This is a genomic window from Cupriavidus sp. 01L46, from assembly GCF_056399905.1.
The window spans coordinates 1-3778 of sequence record NZ_JBFTSF010000447.1; the positions used below are offsets into that span (position 1 = coordinate 1).

The 3778-nt window shown below is 61.2% G+C and carries 3 protein-coding genes and 2 pseudogenes; 4 read left to right on the forward strand and 1 reads right to left on the reverse strand.

Features of this window, described 5'->3' with window-relative positions; genetic code table 11:
• Nucleotides 1-476, forward strand: a pseudogene (locus tag AC1DS3_RS36455) (hypothetical protein); the annotation flags it as partial.
• 39 nt (nt 477-515) lie between these two features.
• Here AC1DS3_RS36455 and AC1DS3_RS36460 read toward each other — a convergent pair.
• A pseudogene (locus tag AC1DS3_RS36460) lies at nt 516-925 on the reverse strand (IS6 family transposase); the annotation flags it as partial.
• A gap of 42 nt (nt 926-967) precedes the next feature.
• Here AC1DS3_RS36460 and AC1DS3_RS36465 point away from each other — a divergent pair.
• The 3 genes from AC1DS3_RS36465 to AC1DS3_RS36475 form a co-directional block, all read left to right on the forward strand.
• Entirely contained in the window at nt 968-1699 is a 732-nt protein-coding gene (locus AC1DS3_RS36465; protein WP_477129116.1) for an IS6 family transposase, read from the forward strand.
• A gap of 247 nt (nt 1700-1946) precedes the next feature.
• Nucleotides 1947-2198, forward strand: a complete 252-nt coding sequence (locus AC1DS3_RS36470; protein ID WP_441639677.1) for a hypothetical protein — start codon at nt 1947-1949, stop codon at nt 2196-2198.
• A 543-nt stretch (nt 2199-2741) separates the two neighbouring features.
• On the forward strand, nt 2742-3778 hold a 1037-nt coding region (locus AC1DS3_RS36475; RefSeq protein WP_477129117.1), incomplete at its 3' end, for a hypothetical protein.

The window sequence follows — 3778 nt, forward strand, 5'->3', positions numbered from 1 at the left end:
CATATATTGAAAGTCCTTCCAGCGTGCACTTCCGGAAAGCCCATATGCTGTACCAGTTCATCGAGTATCAGCGTTCGCTGATTGAGCCATGGACGGCGTGGGCGGCGCAGGCCACCAATGCGTTCACCGAGCGCGACTGCCTCCTTGCCCGTATTCCGGGGGCGTCCTGCTTCGCCGCGGGCTATGAAATGCTCTACCGTCTGGGCAAGACATACGGGAAGCCCGCCTTCGGCATGACTGCGATCGACGCGGACGGCCGCACCGTGGCTGTGGACGAGCAGGTCGCGCTGGAACGGCCATTTTGTCGTCTGCTGCAGTTCGCGCACGACCCGGTTGCCGCGCGGGGACGGAGGCCGGTCGTGCTGGTGTGCGCGCCGCTCGCGGGCCATCATGCGGTATTGATGCGTGAAGTCGTGGAAATCCTGCTGCCCGTGCATGAGGTCTATGTGACGGACTGGAGGGTTCTGTCGCAGTAAGAGAGATCGGTCGCCAAGAAGGCCGCAGTGAAGCTTAGCTTATGAGACCAGGGAATAGAATTGCAGTGCAGCGGACACGGTGGCCCCACCGGAACGGTGCATCTGCCCCTTGGCGATCATATGCATCAACTCGATGCCGCCAAGGACAATGCGCGCGCATCGAAAGGCTTTGAAGCCAAGCATCGGCGGGTGATGCGCTTGACCGCCCGATGATCCTGGTCGACGATATTGTTCAGGTATTTGATCTGACGGATGACGATGGGTGCCTCTCGTTTGACATTGATGTCGTGCAGGGCCGCCAGGTTGGCCGGGCTGCCGTCGATGATCACYGAATCGGGCTCACCATTTTGGTCGGAGGCCTTCTCGAAAAAGCGCCGTGCCGCAGCCTTGTCGCGCTGGGCGCGCAACAGGAAGTCGACGGTGTCGCCCGCCTTATCGACCGCACGGTACGGCATTGTCACGTTGGGAAGCCGGTCGCGTAAGATAGAGCGATGAGGAAGAAATCGCTCTATCACGGCCACCGTTTCCCGCCGGTAGTCATCAGCCACGCGGTACGCTGGTACTTCCGGTTCAATCTCAGCCTGCGTGACATCGAGGAATTGCTGTTCGAGCGCGGCGTGATCGTCAGCTACGAGACGATTCGCCGCTGGTGCGACAAGTTCGGCGCGGGCTTCGCGCATCGCGTCAAAGCTGCGCGCCGCAAGCCGGGCACCACCTGGCATCTGGACGAGATGTTCGTAATGCTTCGCGGCGAACCTTACCTGCTGTGGCGCGCGGTCGATGAGCATGGCGCCGAACTCGACATCCTACTGCAGAGGTGCCGCGACAAGGCCGCGGCCAAACGTTTCTTCCTGTTCGTGCTGYGTTCCTGCCCGGCGCCGCGCAAGATTGTCACTGATCAACTGCGCAGCTACCCGGCCGCAAAGGCCGACATCCCGGAGTTGGCCAACGTCAAGCACGTGTTCGTGAAGGCCGCCGCCCGCGTGAACAATCGGGCCGAGAACAGCCACCAGCCGACTCGTGAGCGGGAGCGGCGCATGCGTGGATTCCGCGACCGGGTACGCACCCAGGCCTTCCTCTCGAACTTCGGTCCAATCCGCCAGCATTTCGCGCTCAAGCGTCATTTGCTTAGCGCTTCGCTTTATCGCAAGCACCTCGCCGTGAGATTCGCTACCTGGCACGAATTCACCGAAGTGGCCCAAAATCCATCAATCGCCTCCTGAGCAATGGGCACGCTCGCCACAGCCTTGTCTTCCTATCGGCAAGTTGACAGAGCCGTAGCAGCCGGTCGGTAAGGCCTTGATCGCCCTCCTGGACATTCTCTTCGATACCGCCGCTGTCACGCAACGCGCGATCCGACCCGCCGCGGCGAACCGGATTGTGTCAATCCCGCAACGGCATGGATCGTCCCGAGACATCCTCGTGTAGCCTCATTGCCAATTACCTCCTGTTATACGGTGCAAGTTCGCTATGGCGCAATACCTCCAAATTGGAGTCCGAGCAGTCGGCGTCGGCGCCATCCTTGTGATCGTCGCCGTTGCCTCCCGGCAAGTATATCTGCGGGCCGCTGCTGAGGCTGGCATTGCCGGCGGTGAAGAGGATCCCGCGGCAATGATGTTGATTCGATGCGAGGCCATGCACAGCCGCCTGCAGAATCAGCCTGTTTCCGAAGACGCTGCGGATGCCGACGAGGCGCCGCGTGCCCGATGTATGGCGTCCTGAACTCGCAGCAATCCTAACCGATCCGCAGTTCACCCCCTAGTGTGACGGTAGCGGGCTGTCGCACGCGCCAGCCTGGAGTACGTACTCGCCAAGGCTGACGCGGTGCTGGTGACTAATGACCAGACGTTCCGGCGCGTCCCTCGGCTAGCGGTGGAGGACTGGACGATGCCGGTCGGAAATTGACCGTAGCAAACTGAACAGTTGGCTATCGGCGGGTTKGGGGCTCTCAAAACGATCTGGCGAACCACGAGCAAAGGCAGTAACGGCGAACTGGCCACGTTGCGCTGAGCCGGCAGGCAGTGCTATTGGACCTTCCACCCGGCGCCTGGGCTAGGTGCGCCCCTCGGCCAGCGGATTACTATGCTATGCCGGCGGCAAAACGCGTTTCGTAATCTGCTGACCGCGTAAGTGGGTATTCCTGGGAGGCGCCAAGACGCCCCGCTCCCCGAGTGCATATGCCTCATCAGGCATTTATCATTATTTATTTGCAAAGGATAAATTATTAGTATAGGATAAATGCTGATAAACGCACCAGGAAGACGCATGTCCGAGCCGTCCGCCGCCTCCGAACGTTACACCTTTCGCCGCCCCGCGTTGGCGGCAAGCTTCTGCGCAGCCCTGGCCGGTGAGGGAATCCAGGATGCCCGCTCGGGCCTGTTCCTCGCGGCGCCGCGCCGGGTAGGGAAGTCCACGTTCCTGCGCGAGGACCTTACGCCAGCCGCCGAGCAGCGCGGCTGGGTCACCGTGTATGTCGACTTATGGTCGAACAAGGCGCACGACCCGGGCGAGCTGATCGCCGACGCCATCAAGCACAAAATTGCCGATCACGCCGGTGTCGTGGGCAAAGCCGCAAAGGCCGTCGGCCTCACCAAGGTCACCGTCATGGGCACCCTTGGGTTAGACCTCACCACCACGGGATTGCCTGCGGGCGTCACGCTCACGCAGACCCTTGAGGCGCTGCGCAAGGCCGCCAAGCAACCGGTTCTCTTGATCGTTGATGAAGCGCAGCATGCTCTGACCACGGAGAAGGGCGTGGAGGCAATGTTCGGACTGAAGGCGGCGCGCGACGCGATGAACGTTTCGGGCAAGGCCCCGGACCTCATGCTGGTCTTCACCGGCTCAAGCCGGGACAAACTCGCGCACCTGGTCATGAATTCACGCATGCCGTTCTACGGCTCCCAGGTGACGCCGTTCCCGCTGCTCGATAGAAACTTTACCGACGAATTTACCAAGAGCGTGAACCGGGCGCTCGCCGCGGGCAATCAGTTTGAGCCCGAGGCCGTCTACGAAGCCTTCGTGATGGTCGGGCATCGCCCGGAGTTGCTGCGCCACCTGATTGGCTCGATCGCACTGGCGAACGAATCGCCAAACCTCAGTACCCGGCTYAAGGATGACGCGACGCTCGTCCAGGAGCGCTTGTGGCATGACGTCGAAAACGACTTCACATCATTGTCGCCACTTCAGCAGGCAGTAGTGCGTGTCATGGCTGCCAAGGATGGTCAATTCTCTCCCTTCGGAGAGAGCGCCATTTCCGCGTACAAGGCCCTTGTGCCGGATCATGTGAGCGTCAGTGCTGGGAC